Raw genomic sequence first — 19,338 nt, forward strand, 5'->3', positions numbered from 1 at the left:
GCTTTGAATGGGTCCGTTGCTCATCTCAATCCTTCAAAGCGGAAACTCGTCCGGGCGTACCCGGCAGATAAACGGTTCGTGACTCGACGTCTCGGGTCAACTCGAACTGGCAGGCGAGCCGATGCTCGTCGCACGGGGAAGGCAAGCATTCGAGAAGATCCTTCTCGTCTTCGTTCATTCCGCCAAGGAGCGCAGGCTCGACCCTGACTCTGCAAGTGCCGCACACCGCACCGCCGCCACAATAGTGATCGAGGTTCAGGCCCGCGCGCATCAGCGCCTGAAGGAGCGTACATCCGCTTTCGGCATGCAGACGCCCTTCTTTGACGCCCTTGAATTTCACGACGAAATCGACGAGCTTCGGGGCGCCGTCCGTTTGAGGCGGCTTCACGTTAAACGAATCGGTGAAGAAGCGCTCGCTCGGGAGGCCAAGGTCGCGAATCAACTTTTGCTGTGCATGCGCGATCATGATCGGCGAGCCACAAGCGTAAACATCGAAGCTTGCGAGACTCGGATGGTCTTGTGCGACGCAATCCTGCAGATAGCCGATTCTTCCCGACCACTCGCCTATCGGCGCCGCGGCGACCGGAACGAAGTGAAAATTTTCTCCCATCTCCGACCATTGACGAGCAAGGTCCGGGCGATAGACGTCATGCTCCGTTTGCCCTCCCCAATACAGATAGACCGGGGATCTGCGGCGCCACAATTCGTGTGTTTCGACCATCGACTGAATCGGGGAGAACCCCGTGCCCGTGGCCATCAAGACGACGGGGCGCTCGTCGGGCGTCGTCCATGTGAACTTACCCAAAGGGCCTTCGAGCCCGAAGACATCGCCCGCTCTCGCTGCCTCGAACAACCAACCAGTGAACTCTCCCTGAGCCTGTCGTCTGATATGTAGTTGGATGCCGTTGGAGCTGCGTTCCTTGCTCGCAATCGAAAAATACTTCTGGCGGTCGCCGGTCCAGCGAATCCACACGAATTGACCTGCCTGAAATTCGAACGCTTGCCCGTCCATGAAGTCGAGATCGACGATAGCGACCTCCGACGTGGGGAATGCGATGGAACGCACCTGCACGGCCCGGGTTGGGGGCGCGGTCCCGTAATCATTGCATTCCACCGACAAATCGGAGCGCGCGAACGTTTGGCACATCAGCACGCTGACAGGCTTACCGTCCCGCGAAACGATTTGGGTCTCGCCGTCGATACCGTTCGAGAACGCGCCGTCGCGCACTAGCCCAGCACACTGCCCGCAAATACCGCGACGGCAAGAATGGCTCAGGACATGGTGCGCTTGAATCGACGCACTTACGATGTCCACATCGCCGCGCGCTTCGAATTCGACACCGTTCAGTTCGTTGACAATTTTCATGCAGATACAAGGCCTACAAGGCCGATAAGCTGGCTATCGACCCCGGAACCACCCGCTGATGCAAGCGTAACCCAGAGGCGAACCACGACATCCTCAGACAAAACATTGATCGCTAGACGAGTCGAGTGGCAGGCCGGTTCTGATGTAGCCCCTCTTTCGAAGCAGAGGAATTCCCACCGTGACCATACCAATAGACCTAAATTTCTCACTGACCAGTCAGTATGAACGAAATCCGGGCGGCGTCAACTTTTTTGGTGAGGTTGCGGCGGCGAAGCGTCGTTGCGTTGCGCTGCCGCGTCGAACTAGACACCGCAATCGGCGGGATCTCCGGGCGGATCTCGATAGTGCGCGAACTTCGACATCTTCCCGACACCCGCGTTCAAGCAGTTGCAAGGATCGAGCTCCCGGTAAAAGTTAGCGAGGGCGGGTTTCGCAAGATACAGATGCCCGACGTTGTGCTCGGCCGGGTATTCCGCCTTCCGATCGTCGAGCAGCTTCCATAGCTTGTGCTCGACATCGATGCAGTTGCTCCCCTTCTTCACGATGTAATCCTGATGAAACACATGGCAAAGGAAGTGGCCGTAGTAAAGCTTGATGGATATCTGCCGGTCCAATTCGGGCGGGAGCCGCTCGACCCACTCCCGCTCATTACGACGCAATGCAACATCGAGCGCGACGATATCCTCGACTTCCCGCGCATGGACGGCCCGATATCGCACGGCCGCGCCAGCCGCGGCGAAGCGAAGCAGAAACGCTTTTCGGCCCTCGTCGGCGGTACATTCGAAGAAGGCTCCGCTAGCGGCCGACAAGTAGTTCTCGAGAAACGTGCGCGTTTCGTCGACGCTTTGCGCGCTGACCTTCAACATCAAGTGGTGTTCGTAAGCGTCGCGAAACTGCTTAATGCGATGCGGCACCGGGCTGGGGAGCAGCCGGCTCGCCAATTGCAAGAGCCGGTCCGTCGTGTTCGACGGAAATATGCGCAGGCGATCCATTAGCCCGTCGAGACGGCTCTTGAACGCAAAAAAGGCAGGGACGCGTGGCGTACCGAGCCGATCAATAGCGATGAACGTATCTTTCCCATACGTCTGTGCGATATCGAATGCGTCCCGGTGCAGGTATTCGCCGGAGATCGGCAGCGGTTCGAACTCGCGAAGGATGTGTCGGCGAATCTCGGTGAGTTCGTCTGGCTCGTTCGTTCCGATATAGAACACCTTGGTATCGACCTCGATCGGGAAGGTGTCCAGTCTCACGGCAAACACCATGAGCTTTCCCGCCGAACCGGACGCCTCGTACAGCCGCTGTGGGTCTGCATTGAAGCGCGCGGGCGTATCCGCATCGACGTCTCTCACATGTTCGGCGTAGCGGTGATCGGACGCCCTACCGGTGTCATCCCGCAGGTCCGCATCCGTGAACGCCTCGCGATCGAGGCGCTCCAGGATCTCGAGTGCGCGTGTGCCCAGCGAGATCCCCAAATGATTCACGAGCTGCAGTTCGCCATCGGCCTCCACTCTGCCGAAAAGCGCCAGTTCCGTGTACGCCGGCCCTCGGCGCACTAGCGCCCCACCCGAGTTGTTGCACACTCCCCCGAGAACCGATGCTCCGATACAACTAGAACCGATGACCGAATGCGGCTCCCGTCCGAGCGGTTTCAGAATCTTTTCGAGTTGGTCGAGCGTCGCCCCCGGCAGGCAGATCACTTGCCTGCCCTCGTCGATGACGTAGATCTTCTTTAGCCGGGTGGTGCTGACAATGATGACGTCGCGATCATAATCGTCGCCGTCGGGCGTCGAGCCGCCAGTCAGGCCGGTGTTCGATGCCTGCACGATCACGACGATGTTTGCAGCAACACAAGCCTCTAGCACCTTCCATTGCTCGACGAGCGTTCCTGGCCGGATCACCGCCAGCGCGCGCCCATTTCCGAAACGGAAGCCCTTTCGGTAGGCACGCGTAGCGTAGTCGCCCGTCAAAACGTGTTTGCCGCCAACGATATGGCGCAATGAAGACAGCAACGCCTGTCGGTCCTCGCCTGGTTCGCGGCCCGCTGCTTCCGCTTCTGCTGCTACTTCCCTCATACGTTCCATCGCTCCCTCCCATTCGTGCATTCGACATTCGGTTGCATGCGTCGAGTGCCGGGAGCTTAGAATGCAGGCTGCTATTAGTCCAATATCTTGATTGGCCGACTTGAAGACGAAAAACATATGGAATTCCGACAGCTACGCTACTTCCTCGCGGTGGCCGAGCATCTCCACTTCACCGAAGCGGCGTTTCATCTTGGCATCGCTCAGCCGCCGCTCAGCCAGCAGATATTGAAACTCGAGCGCGAGATAGGGACGGCGCTCTTCATCCGGCACGCGCGTTGCGTCGAACTGACCGAAGCAGGTCATCTGTTCCGCGAGCGAGCGCGGAAAATCGTCAGCGATGCGGAGCAGGCTCTGGCAGACGCTCAAAATGCCGGCCGGGGACATATGGGGCGTCTGTCTCTCGGCTTCGCGGGGTCAACGGTTTTTCATCCCGCCATGGCCTTGACGATGCAACAATTCAGACGCGCCTATCCGCGCGTAACGATCAATTGCGAGGAGAGCAACAGCATCGCGCTGCTCGACAAGGTGGCGTTGGGGCAACTCGATGCCGCGCTGGTACGCTTGCCTCTGCACTGTGGCGAGCTCATCGTCGAACCGCTCGTCAAGGAAGAGATGCTTGCAGTGCTGCCATCAGAGCACCCCAAGGGCCAGCGAAAGCAGATCAAGCTGGCCGATCTCGCTCACGACATGTTCGTCCTCTTCCCGAGATCGATCGGGCCTAATCTCTACGATTCCATTCTTGGGGCGTGTCAAACGGCGGGATTCGCACCTTCCATCCGCATGGAGTCGCCTCAGATATCATCGGCCGCGAATCTCGTTTCCGCCGGGTTTGGCGTGGCGCTCGTACCGTCCTCGATGCGCCAAGTGCAGGTTGCCGGCGTTTCGTACCACGAACTGCGAGGCAAACCGTTATCGACCGCCATCGCATTGGTCTACCGGCCCGACGAAAAGGCGCCCGCGGTATTGAACTTCGCCCGAATCGTGCATGAATACTATGCGAGCCATCGCCATTAATTCGGGCCGGCGCTTCCGACTGCGCCACTTACTCTGCGCGTGATGATCCCCTTCTTCGTCGTTTAGTGCTCGTCGGGAAGCGTGCTCGGCGCGGGCGTCGTCGATATGCCCTGCGCCAAGGCGGCGGCTTCCTGCGAGCGCAGCGCGCGCAGGAAGCCCTCGCGCTGTCGCAAGCGTGTTCAACACCATCTTTCGCTGATGCGTACGCCGAAGCGAGCCCGCAGTTAACCGAACCAGCCAATGCCGGCATCGATCGACGCCGTGGTCGATGCCGGCCTTCGCCCGCAACGCTTGGGTCATCCGGCGAGGCGGGTAATCGCAGCCCGGCTACCCACCCGCTCGCGCAGAAGATATTTCTGTATCTTCCCTGTGGCGGTTTTAGGTAATTCGCCAAAGATTACGCGGCGCGGGCATTTGAAATGCGCGAGTCGCTCTCGGCAAAACGTGATGACGTCCTGCTCCGTTAGCGGCGCAGCATCGGGCTTCATTTCGATGAAGACGCAAGGCGTCTCGCCCCACTTGTCATCCGGTTGCGCGACCACGGCTGCGTTGAGCACGCCCGGCATGCGATAGACCACTTCTTCCACTTCGACAGACGAGATGTTTTCTCCACCGGAGATGATGACGTCCTTCGAGCGGTCCGTGATCTGGACATAGCCGTCCGGATGGACGACAGCAAGATCTCCCGTATGGAACCAACCGCCTGCGAAAGCTTTCGCTGTTGCCTCGGCGTTTTTCAGGTAGCCCATCATCACCGTATTCCCGCGGACCAGCACTTCACCACAGGCCTGGCGATCGGCCGGCACCGGTTGGAGCGTCGCAAGATCGCCGACGGACATTTGCTCGAACGCTGCCGCACGTACACCTTGGCGCGCCGTCAATTTACTCTGCTGCTCCGACGGCAATTCATCCCATTCGTCCTGCCATGCGCAGCTGATGGGCGTGCCGGAGATTTCGGTAATACCGAACACGTGATCGACGTCGAAACCCATCGTGCTGACAGCCTCCAAAACCGCTGCCGGCGGCGGCGAGCCGGCGGTGAGGACCCGCACACGACGCGGCAGCGGCTGCCGTTCCGATTGCGGCGTACTCGCGATGCCTGCGAGCACGATGGGCGCCGCGCAAAAATGATCGACGCCATGCTTTGCGATCGCCGAAAAGATATTGGCTGCATTGACCTTGCGCATGCAGACATGCGTTCCCGCCGCCGCCGTAATGGCCCATGTGAAGCACCAGCCGTTCGCATGAAACATGCGTAGCGTCCACAAATAGATCGGCGCTCGCGGCAGAGGCCAGTTCGTCATCTGCAAGAGGCTCATTAGATACGTGCCGCGGTGGCTAGGAACGACGCCTTTCGGATCGCCGGTCGTGCCCGAGGTGTAGTTCAAGGCGATGGGCGTCCACTCATCGGTTGGGCGTCGACCGGGAAATGCAGGGTCACCGCTCGCCAGCAACGACTCATAATCCATTTCGCCGATAGCAGCGCCTTCAGGCGCTTCATGATCGTTGATATCGATGAGGCGCGGCGGATTGGGGACCAACTGTAATGCCTTTTCGACCAGTGCTGAGAACTCGCGATCCACCAGCAGGAGCTTGCATTCGCCGTGACGCAAAATGAACGCGACACCTTCGGCGTCCAGCCGACAATTGATGGCATTGAGCACGGCCCCCGAGAGCGGGACGCCGAAGTGGGCCTCGAGCATGGCTGGCGTATTCGGTGCGATGATCGATACCGTATCGCCGGGCTCGATTCCCAACTGAACGAGTGCCGACGCGAGGCGATAACAACGCTCGCGGGTCGCCGCCCATGTCTGCCGGAATTCGCCATGAATGATCGCGGTTCGGTGCGGATAGACGTCGGCGGTTCGATCCAGAAACGTTAACGGCGTCAACGGAACATGGTTCGCCGGGTTCTTCTCGAGCCCCCGAGAGTAGGCGTTGGCACTCATGACACAGTCTCCGTTCATTCGTTATAGAAAGTGGTGAAATCATTCACTGCGGCTCGGTCCGTCACGAGCGAATTTTCGATACTGTCGGGATCGGCATAGCCCAGACTCATGCCGCAGACCAGCATCTGACTATCGGGAATCGATAGTTCGTCGGCGATGACGCGATGGAATTTGTTGAAAGCCGCCTGCGGGCAAGTGCCGAGGCCGCGTGCGCGGGCAGCAAGCATTACGCTTTGCAGGAACATGCCAGTGTCCAGCAAACTTCCTTCGCGCATGACTCGGTCCACCGTGAAAAACAGGCCGACCGGCGCATCGAAGAAGCGATAGTTACGGCCGTGCTGCACATGCATCCGCTCTTTGTCGCCCTTCTCGATGCCGAGCAACCCATACAGGGCCCAACCGACCTCGCGGCGGCGGTCCACATAGGGAGAGGTCCATTCGCGGGGGTAATAATCGTAGGGCTCGTCCAGGTGCGAGCTTCGAGCCGGATCGTCATCGATCGCGTTAATGGCGGCGGATAGGCGGGACTTAGCCGTGCCTGTGACGACATGCACGTGCCAGGGCTGCATGTTGACGCCCGTTGCGCTGAAGCGAGCGACCTCCAAGATGGATTCGACTTCGTCCCGGGCAACGGGAGTGGGCAAAAAGGCACGGACGCTGCGCCGGCTGACGAGCGCCCAGTCGACAGCGCGACTCACGTCGATCAACGAGTGGAAAGGAGAAGGAGATAGACGGTCCGCTGTCTTCATCTTAGGAATGGGCCGTGCATAGAGGTCTTCGCAGTGTCAGCGTGATTGCGACACCAATCCATGTCCTCCGACCTCAAATTGCATGAGGCGCACAGCCACGCTGCCTTGTCGTTGCGCCTCGTGTGGTCCCGCTCACGGCCCTGCGAGTTGACACGTTAAGGGTTTGCCCTGCCCTGGCGGTACATCCCCGGGCTGGCGCCGGTCCACTTTCTGAATGCTCGATGAAAAGCGCTCGTTTCCTGAAATCCTGTCCTTGAAGCGACTTCGGCGACTGTCAAAGAACTATTGGAAAACAACTCGATGGCGATGTCGCGACGCAATTCGTCTTTCAATTGCCGGTAGTTCGAGCCTTCTGCCAGCAGGCGGCGTTGCAACGTAGCCGCGGAGAGATTCAGCAATCGCGCAAGCGCTTCGAGGTCGGGCCAATCGTCGGGGCTGTGGTTTCTTAGTTGGCGTCGCACCACGGCCGTCGCGCTCGCTTCGTTGCGATATTTGACGAGGATATTGGAAGGCGCATTGCGCAGAAAAACACGCAGGGTCTTTTCCGTTTCGGACAGCTTCAGGTCGAGGAATTTCCGATCGAACCTGATCAGTGTCTCCTCCGCCGAGAACGTCACTGCCTCACAAAAGCGCATACGGTAGTCGCTGTCATCGATCGGCGCCGCAGCACGAAACCTCATTTCGATTAGCGGAATCCGTCGGCGTGCGAGCCAGCATGCAAACCCATGCACGAGGATGAACCACGTCCCGTAAGCAAAGAGGCGGCGCGTCCTTCCATCGTCACGCAGGATGATCAGTGCATGCTCTCCTTCGTAGCGCAACTCGCCATGAATGTCGTCGAGAACCGATCGCAGAAACTTCAGCATGCGACGCAGCGCGTGTTCCAGATTGTCGGCATGCAGCGCGGCCTGACACATCAGCGCGTAACTGCCGCGCCGCATCGCGTGGCTGTCGAGACCGAAGAACTCATCGTCCATCAAATCGGCCAGAGCCGTCCATAGGCGGGAAAACGCCAATGCCGGCACCCGGGCCTTCGGCGCATTCAACAATTCCGCCGCGATTCCCGCGCGCTGCAGAACACTCGGCACATCGAGATTGCGTTGCGTGGCAACGAGAATGGCTTCATGTACCAAGCCGATAGAGGTTGTGCCCTTGTCTCGAGCATCATTCATGGCCAGGGTTCCAGACGGAAGTGCATGCCAGCGATGTTAACCGCGGCAGCCCGCAAGTGAAATTTCATACGGCCGAGAGCAAGCTTCTATCGGCCAACGAAGGCCGGCGTCCGGCACAACCCGGCACGACATGTCCAAACGCGCATGCATGAAGAGGTCTACGGGCATAGGCGGACTTCGGTGTGCAGCTTACGATAACCAGCTGGTCGATCGTTGCGGACACGGCTTGTTCGGCCGGGTCATGCAGCGTGCGGTCACGTCACACGACCGTCCAACGGGATGCATGGATCCGGCATTCGGTGCTTACAGCGAAGCACGCGCCCTGTGCCTCGTCCACCAGGGTGATCACTTGCGGGAGAGAGAATTGCAGATTCGAGGAAAAGGTTTCATCGTCACAGGTGGCGGTTCGGGACTCGGCGCAGCCACGGCGCGTCGTCTCATAGCAGGCGGCGCTCGCGTGCTGCTCATAGATCTGAACCACGAAGGCGGTACTGCTGTGGCGGCGGAATTGGGCCGCAACGCCTTATTCGTCAAAGCTGACATATCCGACTCAGCAAGCGTCGAGGGTGCGCTGGCCACGTACCGCGACACCTTCGGCCCACTCTACGGCCTGATCAATTGCGCAGGCGTGGCCCCGGCCGAGAAAGTGCTCGGGCGTGAAGGCCCGCACCAATTGGAGAGCTTCGCACGCACGATTCAGATCAACCTGATTGGCGCGTTCAACGTGGTACGGCTCGCCGCGGCGTGCATGGCCGAGAATACGCCCGAGGACGATGGCGAGCGAGGGGTCATAATCAATACTGCCTCGGTCGCCGCCTTTGACGGTCAGATCGGGCAAGCAGGCTATGCCGCGTCGAAAGGCGGGGTCGTGGCTATGACGCTGCCTATTGCACGGGAATTGGCCCGCCACGGGATTCGCGTGCTCGCCATCGCGCCGGGGATCATGGAGACGCCGATGCTCAAAAGCATGCCTGCGGAAGTACAAGAAGCCCTTGGGAAAATGGTCCCCTTTCCCCCGCGCCTTGGCCGGCCAGAAGAATTTGCGGCACTTGTGATGCACATTCTCGAAAACGCCTACCTCAACGGCGAAGTGATTCGCCTTGACGGCGCCATCCGTATGGCACCCAAATGAACTCAGCGCCAGCAATGCGCATCGTTATGCTGCTGCCGCCTTGCCTCGATCCCCCTGATGCGCCGAACCCCGATCAGCTCAGATGATTCATCTGCGACGAAAAACTCATCACCCCGTGCAACGCCGGCACGAAGCGGCGGATGGAGACTCGCATGCGCGCTTCTTCGATTTTCAACGATCCCGTCTCGATCGTCGCTGCAGCCCGTACGCCACTGAGAGCCACTGCCAACCATTTTCGCGATGCGGTGACATGGCGGGCCACCTGTGTGGCCCGCCATGTCACCGCGCATATACTGGCGTTGGTCAACCGTCGGAATTTGCGCATGGACAAGCTTGAGGCCGCGCAACGCCTGCGGATCGAGCTGTACCAGCGGCTAGCCCTGCCGAAACGTGGATACGAAACTATGGTCCTCTCCTAGGCGAACGATTGTACAGAGAGCTACGGAGAATCCAAACCAAGTGATTGACTAACGGGACCGTTGGGAGGAATTCGCCGAGATGGCGCTGACGCCATCGGAAGTTGATGCGCTTACCATCCTGGATGCCGTTGTGTGTGCCGTCCACATGAACGCATATAGCGCTTGCCTACCCTATGCATGAACATGCCCTTGATCGGATGGCGAAGATTAAACGCCTTGTGTTTCTCGAACGACTTTAATATGATTGAACCGCCTTGGGAATCGTGGAGGCTGGTTGGTTTAAGTTAATGCCGGCACTGCGGCTGCGTTACGGAGTTGCCGGTAGTAGTTTGCCTCAGCTTCAGCAGGTGGGATATAGCCGAGCGGTTCTATGAGCCGATGGTGGTTAAACCAGGCGACCCATTCGTGCGTTGCCAGTTCGACGGACTTACGCGTTTTCCAGGGCGCACGACGATGAATCACTTCAGCCTTGTACAAGCCGTTGATCGTTTCAGCCAGTGCGTTACCGTAGCTGTCTCCCCGGCTGCCGACCGACGGCTCGATGCCGGCCCCGGCCAGCCGTTCGCTGTAGCGAATGTTGACGTATTGCTTAGGTTCAAGGGGTCGTCGCAACACCGCAACTCAAGCTGTGAATAGTAACCCTTCAAGCGCCTCGGCTGATGTCTTCCAATCGAGGGTTTTGCGAGGCCTGCAGTTAAGCGCGTTTGCGACCGCGTCGAGATCGCGCTCGGAATACTTGCTCATGTCTGTTCCTTTAGGAAAGTACTGTCTCAGCAGGCCGTTGGTGTTTTCGTCAGTGCCACGCTGCCAAGGACTTTGTGGGTCGCAGAAGTAGATTTCCAACCCTGTATCTATCTTTAGCTGCGCGTGTTGAGCCATCTCCGCACCTTGATCCCAGGTCAGCGATCTGCGTAGATGTTCAGGCAGCGCGGTGATCTTCGCAGCGATGGCATTGCGAACGGCTTCGGCGCCGGGACCGTGGCCTGGCATCGGGGGAAGGTGCAGCAGCATTGTGAAGCCAGTCGTTCGCTCAACCAGAATACCGATCGCCGAGCTATTCAGCCTGATAATGAGATCACCACTCCCAGTGGCCTGGCACAGCGCGATCGGCAACCTCCGCCGGGACCAAGGGGGCCCGCTGCATCCTTGCATACTCATCGTGCTCGCCCGTTTTGTCACACAGATTCGGATGACCGCGAAGCTTCGCCCATCGAAAGCAGATTCCCCGTCGGCATCAGATCATTTGCCGCTCCGAGGGTTGCGTTTACGCGACAAACGAACGTCGTTTGCAAGCCAGTGCGAGATGAGTACATCAATGAGTACACCGACAAGAAATATTTTCCTAAACCTCTCGTTAAATCAATCATCTATAAATAACATACGAGTCCTCTCCTGGGCACCACAAGTTGTTCCGGCGTAAGCCGATGTAGTTCGAGAAACCCCGTAAGATCAAAGTCTTACGGGGTTTTTTGTTTTTCACGGCTGGTCTGCGCGGAGCGCGAGACCACACTCTCAGCCCTACCTGCGTTGCGGCACTTCTCGCCACGAAAGCCCGTCAACCTCAATCCTTCCGCATGCGAACAACCAACGCGAGCAAGCGGGTGCGCATTTCCTCGGCCGGCAAGTGCGTGGGCCAGCCGTGACCAGGAAGCAACCAGTCGAAGCGATACGCGGCTAGCTTGCCAAGCGATTCGGTGAGCTCAGACCATGAATACCAGCACGCGTCCCTGAACGCGACGAGGTCCCGCGCGCGCGGGCTCCATGCAAGCGAATCACCCGCGAACAACACACTGTCGTCGAGCAGGTACACGACGCTCCCGCGCGTGTGCCCGGGCACAGGAATCGCGCGCACGCCGGCGGCTATATCCGTCGCCGATGCATCGTCGAGCAAGTCCGTTGCGTAAGGCGCAGCCGACATGTCTTCCCGGTGAATCCAGACGCGCGCGCCGAAATGACGGGCGTATTTATCCGCGTCCGCGACGTCGTCACGATGCGACAGAAGGATATGCGCGATACCACCGTTGTCGTCGAACCATTTCACGAGTTCCGCCGCGTAGCGCGGTGAGTCGATCAGCAGATTGCCGTCCGGGCGCCTCGCAAAGTAAGAGTGCGCGCCAAACGACGACCGCGCGTTAAATCCGCAGCGCCACACCGCCGACGTGATCGGCTGTGGAAAGATCACGGCACCCGGACGAGGCTGCTTCGTTTCACTCCGTACCGAGGCCGTAGGACACACGAGCACCGCGCGCCAGGCGTCGACGTGCTCTTCGGGCGTAACCGGCTGCCGCAAGAAGACACTCTTGTCGTTTCGTTCGACGATCAGCCCCGGCGCGACGTGACGCGATGCACCGCAATTGATGCACGCTGTGTCGATGTACCACTCGCCTGGGACGGAATCGGCGTTGCGTGTCGGCTTCATTCGATGCTCCTGTCGTCCGGTCGGCAAATCAGGATCCACATACGTTTTCGCCCTGGCGCCCGCGCACGGGAGAAAGGGCGGCTCCATCACCGGTTGTGAGCAAGTTTGCTCCCACAAGCCTTTCCTTGCACACCGCCATCGCCAAACTCCGCCCTCGATTTTGCATAAGCCAAGGGATCGGCCACACCCGCGCGGTCTGATCCGCGGACGCGGTCACCACCCGCTCGCCATCCGGGCTGAAGGCGGCGGAGCTCACGGCTCCGTGATGCCCGGTGAGTTGCGCGATCACCTGGCCAGTCGCCACGTCCCACACTCGCGCGGTCCCATCCGCGGACGCGGTCACTACCCGCTGGCCGTCCGGGCTGAAGGCGGCGGAACCCACCGCCCCCTGATGCCCGCTGAACTGGCCGATCCGTTTGCCCGTCGCCGCGTCCCCCACTCGCGCGGTCCCATCCGCGGAAGCGGTCAGCACGCGCCGGCCGTCCGGGCTGAAGACGGCGGAAAAAACCGTCCCGCGATGCCCGCTGAGCACCAGGATCTGTTTGCCCGTGGCCGCGTCCCACACCCGCGCGGTCCCATCCCAGGAGGCAGTCACCACCCGCTGGCCGTCCGGACTATAGGCGACGGAATCTACCGGCTCCTGATGCCCGCTGAGCACCAGGATCTGTTTGCCCGTGACCGAGTCCCACACCCGCGCGGTCCCATCCGCGGACGCGGTCACCACCCGCCGGCCGTCCGGGCTGAAGACGACGGAAAAAACTGCCCCGTGATGCCCGCTGAGCTGGGCGATCTGTTTGCCCGCGGCCGCATCCCACATCCACGCGGTCTGATCCGCGGACGCGGTCACTATCCGCTGGCCGTCAGGGCTGAACGCAGCGGAGTCTACCCAATCCTGATGCCCGCTGAGCAGCGCAATCTGCTTGCCCGTGGCGACGTCCCACACCCGCGCGGTCCTATCACGGGACGCAGTCACCACACGCTGACCGTCCGGACTGAAGGCGGCGAAAACAACCGGCTCCTGATGCCCGCTGAGCAGCAAGATCCCCTTGCCCGCGTCCCACGCGCGCGCGGTCCTGTCACGCGATGCAGTCAACACCCGCTGACCGTCCTGGCTGAACACGGCGACGTTTACCGGCCCTTGGTGTCCGATCAGCTGCACGATCGTCTGTCCGGTCGCCGCATCCCACACCCGCGCGGTCTTGTCATCGGAGGCGGTCACCACGCGCAGGCCGTCCGGGCTGAAGACGGCGGAGCTTATCGGTCCCTGATGTCCGTTGAACTGCGTGATCGCGTGGCCGGTCGCCGCATCCCACACCCGCGCGGTTTTGTCATCGGACGCAGTCGCCACGCGCCGGCCGTCCGGGCTGAAGGCCGCGGAGAAAACCGGTCCCTGATGCCCTGTGAGCTGCGCGATCACGTGACCGGTCGCGGCATCCCATACCCGCGCGGTCTTGTCATCGGACGCGGTCACCACGCGCCGGCCATCCGGGCTGAAGGCCGCCGAGCTCACCAGGTCCCGATGCCCGCTGAGCTGCGCGATCACGTGACCGGTCGCTGCATCCCACACCCGCGCGGTCCTGTCCGCGGACGCGGTCACCACGCGCCGGCCGTCCGGGCTGAAGACCGCGGAGAAAACCGGCCCCTGATGCCCGTTGAGCTGCACGATCTGTTTGCCCGTAGCTGCGTCCCAAACCCGCGCGGTCCTGTCCGCGGACGCGGTCACCACGCGCCGGCCGTCCGGGCCGAAGGCGGCGGAATAAACCAGGTCCCGATGCCCGCGGAGCTGCGCGATCTGTTTGCCCGTCGCCGCGTCCCAGACCCGCGCGGTCCTGTCCGCGGACGCAGTCACCACGCGCCGGCCGTCCGGGCCGAAGACGGCGGAATAAATCAGACCCTGATGTCCGCTGAGTTGCACGATCTGTTTGCCGGTAGCCGCGTCCCACACCCGCGCGGTCCCATCCCAGGACGCGGTCACCACCCGCTTGCCTTCTGGGCCGAACGCGGCGGAATCGACCGCATCCTGATGCCCACCGAGCACCGCAATTTGCATCGACGCCTGCGCGCCGCGCATGAGCTCCAGCTCCGCGTCAACCGATCCCGGCGAAAGCCAACTCTTGCGCATCGCCAGTATCGCGAAGCGCATTGCGCGATCGTAAATTCCCGCGTCGTTCGCCATCGTCGCGGCCGACGCCAGCACAACAGAAGTCTGGCGCGCGACCGTCCGGGTCTGGTGAATGATCCACCCTGCTGTCGCAATCAGAATGAACGCGATTGCGCCCATCAGTACCTGGATGACTCGCTGCGTAGACGCTGTCCGTGTGTGAGCGATCTGCTGCAACTGCGACTCGCGCTCCGCGCGTGCGCCCTCCTCGCGCCCGCGACAAGCCCGCAAATAGGAAAGGCCATCCGCGCCCAGCATTCGTTCGAAGTCCGACCGCTGCAGGATGGCTTCCGCGCTCGCCAGCCGCTCGCCGGCGTGGGCTAGCCAGGCCGTCCCCTGCCCGTTCTTTTGCCACTCCTGCGCCGCTCGCTGCACGGTGTCGACTGTCTTGAGCGCATCTGCGTCCGCGTCGAGCCAGGTGGTAAGGACAGGCCACTGCCGTAACAGCGCCTCGTGCGCGATTTCAACGATGGTGATTTCCTCATCGCCAGCTTCGGCCTTGCGTCGGTCTTCCAATAGCAATCGATACCGGATGAGACGCTTCAGCACGGCATGGGCGGACTCGGGAAGCTCATCCCAGCGTGCCACACGGCGCTTGCGCTGTTGCGTCAGCGGTTCGACGTGCGCGAGCCATGGGATCAAGCCATCGCGCAGTAGACGCTCGCGCTCAGCCTTATCTGCTGGAACAGCAGGCGCCCGTCCGGGATCGGCAAATGCCGATTCGACCGCGGCCTCGATGGAACCGCGCATACCCCCTATCGCCTGATAGTCGGCCAGGCTGAAGCTTCCTGTGGCGCCATAGTCGGTAAATAGCCGCTCGAGCGAAAAGGCCAGCAAGGGCAATGCGTCTGTCCCTTCAGTATCGTGAAGAAGCCGCTCGATCAGCGCTGGCTGGATCGTCAGCTCACGCCCGGCGGCGGTAGCCCGCGCGGCAGGCCCCTCGATCACCGCCTTGAATTCCGCGCGCTCGAATGGAGGGAGGCTGAAGACGCGCGGCGGTATGCCGCGCAGCGTTGGCGCGCTCTGCAATGGCTCGTAAGCGTCTGTGCGGATCGCCACGACCGCAAGCGCACGCTGCCGTTTGCCGATCGCCTGAATCGCCCCGTTTTCCGCGGTCGCGAGCGTCCTCGCAAGCAAGGACAGGAAGTGCGAAGACTGCTCTTCGCCTTCTGCGCTGAACAATTCCTCGCCCTGGTCGATACAGATCAGAACGGTCGGCGCCACGGCATCTGATCCGAGCCGCGAGCAGTGCAGCGTTTGAAGCTGGCCAAGCAGTTTCTCAAATCCATCAGGAGTCTGAACTGCCTGGCGGATCTCGGCGCGCGTCCTGGGTGCAGCGAGTTCCTGAAAGGCCAGCTCGATACTGACGACTAGTCCCGTGGCACCGGTAAGAACAGCGCACTCTGGCCGGATCACAGGTAGCGGCAAAAAGTTTCGGTCATCGCACTTCAGACGCGGCCACAGGCCCGCCCGCAGGAAGGACGACTTGCCCGCTCCGGACGCGCCGAGGATCACCAACATCCGCTCGCCCCCCTGCTCACGGACGCTGCGTAGCGTATCGAGCCCGCGCAAGACCGCCGTGTCCCGGCCAAAGAACACGGCCGCATCCTCGGCCTCCAGCGCTCTCAGTCCTGGATAAGGGGGCCGCTCGGCATCGTTAGCCGGCGGCCACGGAAAGCCCGACGGAGAGGACCCGGCCTGTCGCAGCCCAAACTCGAGCCGGGCAAGCCCCGCTTTGGCGAAAGAGACTTCAGTTGCCGGAACAAGCGGCTCATGCGAGACCCGGAAGCTCTGGCGTTGAGTCCCGGTGGCGAGATCACAGAGCTGCCATCGCACCGTCAACTCTTTCGGCAAGGCGTCGAGCGGCATCGCCTCGACGAGCACACCGAAGATTGTCTTGCCCAGAAACCTGGCAAGGGTTAACTGGGCCAGGCACGAGCGAGAGTCGCACCACGCGGGCGAAATCAGAAACACCACGGCCTCGCAGCGGTCGGCCGCAGACTTGAGCGCTTCCTGCCAGCGTTCGTCATGAGCCAAATCCTCGACCGGCTCGAGGTCAACGAAGTAGTCATCCCAGCCGTTATCGGCAAGCCAGTGTCCGACCGCGAGCGCGAGAGCGTTATTTGCGCTGGCGTGGCTGATGAAGATCCTGGGCATCGCGCTGCAAACTTCAGTCTCTCAGTTGACTGCACTCGGAAAGAACACCATCCACCTCATTTGCTTGAGTCTGGCATCCCGCGCGCTGAATTGATTGCGTCAATGCTTTACAGTTCGCGCCTGGCGGACACGATGAGAGCGTCCAGCTTGTCCGCGGTCCTGCATTCATCAAGCGGCGTGTAGACGGTGAGCTTGCGATCGGAGCCGTCCAGCAGCGCGAAACTGGTGTATTCGAAGACCATCAGGCCTTTGCGCGGATGCCTGATGCGCTTGATGTTCGATAACGGATTGAGCACCTCATGCCTGCGCCACCACGCATTGAATTCGTCGCTCCTGTGTCGCAGCGTCGATATCAGCCGTTCAAAATCAGGATCACCCACATAGCGTGCACTGTCGTTGCGGAACATCGCTAGCGACGCACGCGCCACGTCCTCCCAGTCAACGAGCAAACGGCGATGCCGCGCATTCGCGAAGACCATGAACATCAGATTGCGCTCATCTACCGAAAGCTGACCGTAGTCACCGAACACCAAGGTGGCGGCCCGATTCCAGCCCAGGATATCCCAGCGACGGCCAGTGACGTAAGCGGGCTGGCCTGACAGACTGGCGAGCATCCGTTGCACCGGCTCTTCGAGCTTTTCTGGATTCGTCGACTGGAGTTCCGGCGACGGACGATCGCTCAGTACGAACAGATGCCGCCGCTCAACGGCGTCCAGCCGCAACGCATTCGCGATTGCGATCAGCACCTCTTCGGACGCGCGGACGTCGCGCCCCTGTTCGAGCCAGGTGTACCACGTGATGCCGACGTCCGCGAGCATCGCGACTTCTTCGCGGCGCAGCCCCGGCGTGCGTCGTCGAAACCCGTCAGGCAATCCGACCGCGGCCGGACTCAGGTGCTCGCGCCGCGACCTCAGAAATGCACCCAGCTCGCAACGGCGCCGTTCGGCGGCGAGCGTTCTGACGTTCATCGTCATCGTGGTAGCTCCCTATACCAGTATCGATCCAGCACTGTTTGTCGCGCGGCAAAGCGCACAGGATGAAGACCAAACCAACTTTCAGTCTATTCAATCATGAACATGACGAACAAGCTTGTGCTGGTTACCGGCTCGACCGACGGACTCGGACGCTGCGTCGCGAAGCGACTCGCAGCCCAGGGCGCGCATGTGCTCATTCACGGGCGAAATATCGAAAGGGGCGAACACGTCGTTCGCGAGATAGCGGATGCGGGAGGCAAAGCTACTTTTTATCCGGCTGATTTGTCTACGTTCGCGGAAGTTAGATCGCTGGCGAGCGCGATCGGACGCGCGCACGATCGACTCGACCTGCTCATCAACAACGCCGGCATCGGCACCGGTCCGCGTGGCTCGACCAGGCAAGTCACGGCGGATGGAATCGAATTGCGGTTTGCCGTGAACTACCTCGCGGGCTGTGCCCTGACCAGGCTTCTGCTGCCTCTTTTGCTGAAGGGCTCGAGATCGCGGATTGTCAATGTCGCTTCCGTGGGACAACGCCCGATCGATTTCGACGACGTGATGTTGAGCCGCGGCTATAGCGGTACCGCGGCCTACTGCCAGAGCAAGCTCGCGCAAATCATGTTCACCTTCGATCTGGCCGACGAACTGGCGCAGACCGGCGTGACGGCAAATTGTCTGCATCCGGCCACATACATGGATACAACCATGGTGAGGAATGGCGGAATCACACCGCTCAGCACGGTCGCGGAAGGCGCCGACGCGGTTCTTCATCTTGCGGCGACAACCGCAATGGAAGGCTGTACCGGCCTCTATTTCGACGGCACGAGGCTCGCCAGAGCTCATCCCGACGCCTACGACCCCACGCTTCGCAAGCGACTGCGTCAGCTCAGCTTTCAGTTGACGGACCCGTCGCTGGCACATTGACACATCGAATTTCGATGTCGGCCCCGCCTGGGTTCCGGATACCCGGCATTTTTCAAAAAGCGGAACTTCAGCCATGTCACAACATGTCTTCATTGTCGGCGGCTCCTCCGGCATTGGCTTCGCGACAGCTAGCCGGCTATTGGATCGGAGATACACGGTTACGATTGCAGGGAGAGATTCCGCGAAACTGGCCAAAGCGAAGGCAGCATTGCACGGCGCTGCAAATACGGTGAGATTCGATGCATCCGATGCATCGACCATCGCCGGCACGTTTGCCGAGATTGGCGCAATCGATCACCTGGTTCTCGCGCTCGGCAGTGGCAAGGGTGGAGGCCCGTTTTCAGCCGTCAGTCTCGATGCGGTTCGTATGGGATTCGATGAGAAAGTATTTCCTCATTTCGCGTGTGCCCAGGCGGCCCTTGCGTCGATTGCGAAAACCGGAAGTATCACTTTTCTCTCTGCCGTGTCGGCACACTCGGCCATGCCCGGAACAGCGGGCCTCGGCGCAGCGAACGCGGCGATTGCCGCGATCGTGCCGATCCTGGCGGCAGAGCTACGCCCGTTGCGGATTAACGCGGTTTCGCCTGGCGTCATTGATACGCCGTGGTGGGACTTCCTGCCGGAGAAAGACAAGCAATCCGCTTTTGCCGGTTATGCGGCGAGAACGCCCGTAGGACGAATTGGCCAGCCAGACGACGTCGCCATGGCGATCGAGTTTCTGATTTCGAACTCCTTCATGACTGGGCAAACGATCATATGCGACGGCGGAATTGGTCTGGATTCGACTGGCCAGACCGTACCGCTGACCGATCCTCGCTGAC

The 19,338-nt window shown here is 60.9% G+C and carries 13 protein-coding genes and 2 pseudogenes; 5 read left to right on the plus strand and 10 right to left on the minus strand.

Features of this window, described 5'->3' with window-relative positions:
• Nucleotides 1–25 precede the first annotated feature (25 nt).
• Together ACLFKU_RS09405 and dld are read right to left on the minus strand one after the other, a co-directional pair.
• Nucleotides 26–1,366 carry a 2Fe-2S iron-sulfur cluster-binding protein gene (locus tag ACLFKU_RS09405; RefSeq protein WP_410848886.1) on the minus strand — a complete coding sequence of 447 codons (1,341 nt, stop codon included), beginning with the start codon at nt 1,364–1,366 and terminating at the stop codon, nt 26–28.
• Nucleotides 1,367–1,668: 302 nt separating this feature from the next.
• Nucleotides 1,669–3,438, minus strand: a complete 1,770-nt coding sequence (gene dld / locus ACLFKU_RS09410; protein WP_410849076.1) for a D-lactate dehydrogenase — start codon at nt 3,436–3,438, stop codon at nt 1,669–1,671.
• A 126-nt stretch (nt 3,439–3,564) separates the two neighbouring features.
• Between dld and ACLFKU_RS09415 the strand changes: the two genes are divergently transcribed.
• Nucleotides 3,565–4,461, plus strand: a complete 897-nt coding sequence (locus tag ACLFKU_RS09415; RefSeq protein WP_410848887.1) for a LysR family transcriptional regulator — start codon at nt 3,565–3,567, stop codon at nt 4,459–4,461.
• Nucleotides 4,462–4,757: 296 nt separating this feature from the next.
• Here ACLFKU_RS09415 and ACLFKU_RS09420 read toward each other — a convergent pair whose 3' ends face one another.
• From ACLFKU_RS09420 to ACLFKU_RS09430, 3 genes are all read right to left on the minus strand, one after another.
• On the minus strand, nt 4,758–6,410 hold the full coding sequence (locus ACLFKU_RS09420; protein ID WP_410848888.1) for an AMP-binding protein: 1,653 nt from the start codon (nt 6,408–6,410) through the stop codon (nt 4,758–4,760).
• 14 nt (nt 6,411–6,424) lie between these two features.
• Nucleotides 6,425–7,159: a nitroreductase gene (locus tag ACLFKU_RS09425; RefSeq protein ID WP_410848889.1), complete on the minus strand. Its 735-nt coding sequence runs from the start codon at nt 7,157–7,159 to the stop codon at nt 6,425–6,427.
• A 155-nt stretch (nt 7,160–7,314) separates the two neighbouring features.
• A complete protein-coding gene (locus ACLFKU_RS09430; protein ID WP_410848890.1) occupies nt 7,315–8,331 on the minus strand; it encodes an AraC family transcriptional regulator in 1,017 nt (338 codons plus the stop codon).
• A gap of 364 nt (nt 8,332–8,695) precedes the next feature.
• Here ACLFKU_RS09430 and ACLFKU_RS09435 point away from each other — a divergent pair, with 364 nt between their 5' ends.
• On the plus strand, nt 8,696–9,463 hold the full coding sequence (locus ACLFKU_RS09435; protein WP_410849077.1) for a 3-hydroxyacyl-CoA dehydrogenase: 768 nt from the start codon (nt 8,696–8,698) through the stop codon (nt 9,461–9,463).
• 152 nt (nt 9,464–9,615) lie between these two features.
• Nucleotides 9,616–9,882: a hypothetical protein gene (locus ACLFKU_RS09440; RefSeq protein WP_410848891.1), complete on the plus strand. Its 267-nt coding sequence runs from the start codon at nt 9,616–9,618 to the stop codon at nt 9,880–9,882.
• Nucleotides 9,883–10,161: 279 nt separating this feature from the next.
• Here the strand turns inward: ACLFKU_RS09440 and ACLFKU_RS09445 are convergent.
• The 5 genes and pseudogenes from ACLFKU_RS09445 to ACLFKU_RS09465 all read right to left on the minus strand — a co-directional run.
• Nucleotides 10,162–10,470, minus strand: a pseudogene (locus tag ACLFKU_RS09445) (integrase core domain-containing protein); the annotation flags it as partial.
• Between the two features lie 7 nt (nt 10,471–10,477).
• Nucleotides 10,478–11,005: pseudogene (locus ACLFKU_RS09450) on the minus strand (IS30 family transposase); the annotation flags it as partial.
• A gap of 438 nt (nt 11,006–11,443) precedes the next feature.
• Nucleotides 11,444–12,301 carry an MBL fold metallo-hydrolase gene (locus ACLFKU_RS09455; RefSeq protein ID WP_368582789.1) on the minus strand — a complete coding sequence of 286 codons (858 nt, stop codon included), beginning with the start codon at nt 12,299–12,301 and terminating at the stop codon, nt 11,444–11,446.
• A 28-nt stretch (nt 12,302–12,329) separates the two neighbouring features.
• Nucleotides 12,330–16,619, minus strand: coding sequence for a PQQ-binding-like beta-propeller repeat protein (locus ACLFKU_RS09460; RefSeq protein ID WP_410848892.1), 4,290 nt, complete (start codon nt 16,617–16,619; stop codon nt 12,330–12,332).
• A gap of 107 nt (nt 16,620–16,726) precedes the next feature.
• Nucleotides 16,727–17,593: a helix-turn-helix transcriptional regulator gene (locus ACLFKU_RS09465; RefSeq protein WP_410848893.1), complete on the minus strand. Its 867-nt coding sequence runs from the start codon at nt 17,591–17,593 to the stop codon at nt 16,727–16,729.
• Nucleotides 17,594–17,689: 96 nt separating this feature from the next.
• Here ACLFKU_RS09465 and ACLFKU_RS09470 point away from each other — a divergent pair, with 96 nt between their 5' ends.
• Nucleotides 17,690–18,517 carry an SDR family NAD(P)-dependent oxidoreductase gene (locus ACLFKU_RS09470; protein WP_410848894.1) on the plus strand — a complete coding sequence of 276 codons (828 nt, stop codon included), beginning with the start codon at nt 17,690–17,692 and terminating at the stop codon, nt 18,515–18,517.
• 73 nt (nt 18,518–18,590) lie between these two features.
• A complete protein-coding gene (locus tag ACLFKU_RS09475) occupies nt 18,591–19,337 on the plus strand; it encodes an SDR family oxidoreductase (protein WP_410848895.1) in 747 nt (248 codons plus the stop codon).
• The last annotated feature ends 1 nt before the right edge of the window (nt 19,338 follow it).

The sequence above is a fragment of the Paraburkholderia sp. EG304 genome (assembly GCF_046543485.1).
Taxonomy (GTDB): Bacteria; Pseudomonadota; Gammaproteobacteria; order Burkholderiales; family Burkholderiaceae; genus Paraburkholderia; species Paraburkholderia youngii.